The following is a 390-nucleotide window of genomic DNA, read 5'->3' as shown; positions in this document are numbered from 1 at the left end:
TCGACAGCCTATCAGCTCAAAACCGCACGCTTCCCGGCCTATCGTGATCTGAATGGCTTCGACTTTGCCAGCAGCGAGATCAACGAGGCCCTCGTGCAGCAGCTTCATCGCTGCGACTTCCTCGACGATGCCAACAACATCGTCCTGGTCGGCGGTCCCGGCACAGGCAAGACGCACATTGCCACGGCGATCGGTGTCCAGGCCATCGAGCACCACCATAAGCGGGTCCGGTTCTTCTCGACCGTGGAGCTGGTCAACGCTCTGGAGCAAGAGAAGGCTCAGGGCCGTCCAGGCCAGATCGCCAACCGTCTGACACATTCCGATCTCGTCATTCTCGACGAGCTTGGCTACCTGCCGTTCAGTGCATCAGGCGGCGCACTGCTCTTCCAC

The 390-nt window shown here is 60.5% G+C and carries 1 protein-coding gene; it reads left to right on the top strand.

The annotated features are described in order from the left end of the window. A partial coding sequence (locus ASG05_RS05400; protein ID WP_235491413.1) for an ATP-binding protein occupies positions 1-390 on the top strand: 390 nt, incomplete at both ends.

It is taken from the genome of Frigoribacterium sp. Leaf186 (assembly GCF_001423905.1).
Taxonomy (GTDB): Bacteria; Actinomycetota; Actinomycetes; order Actinomycetales; family Microbacteriaceae; genus Frigoribacterium.
Note: the sequence above shows the minus strand (reverse complement) of the source record. Positions and strands in the feature narration are given on the sequence as shown.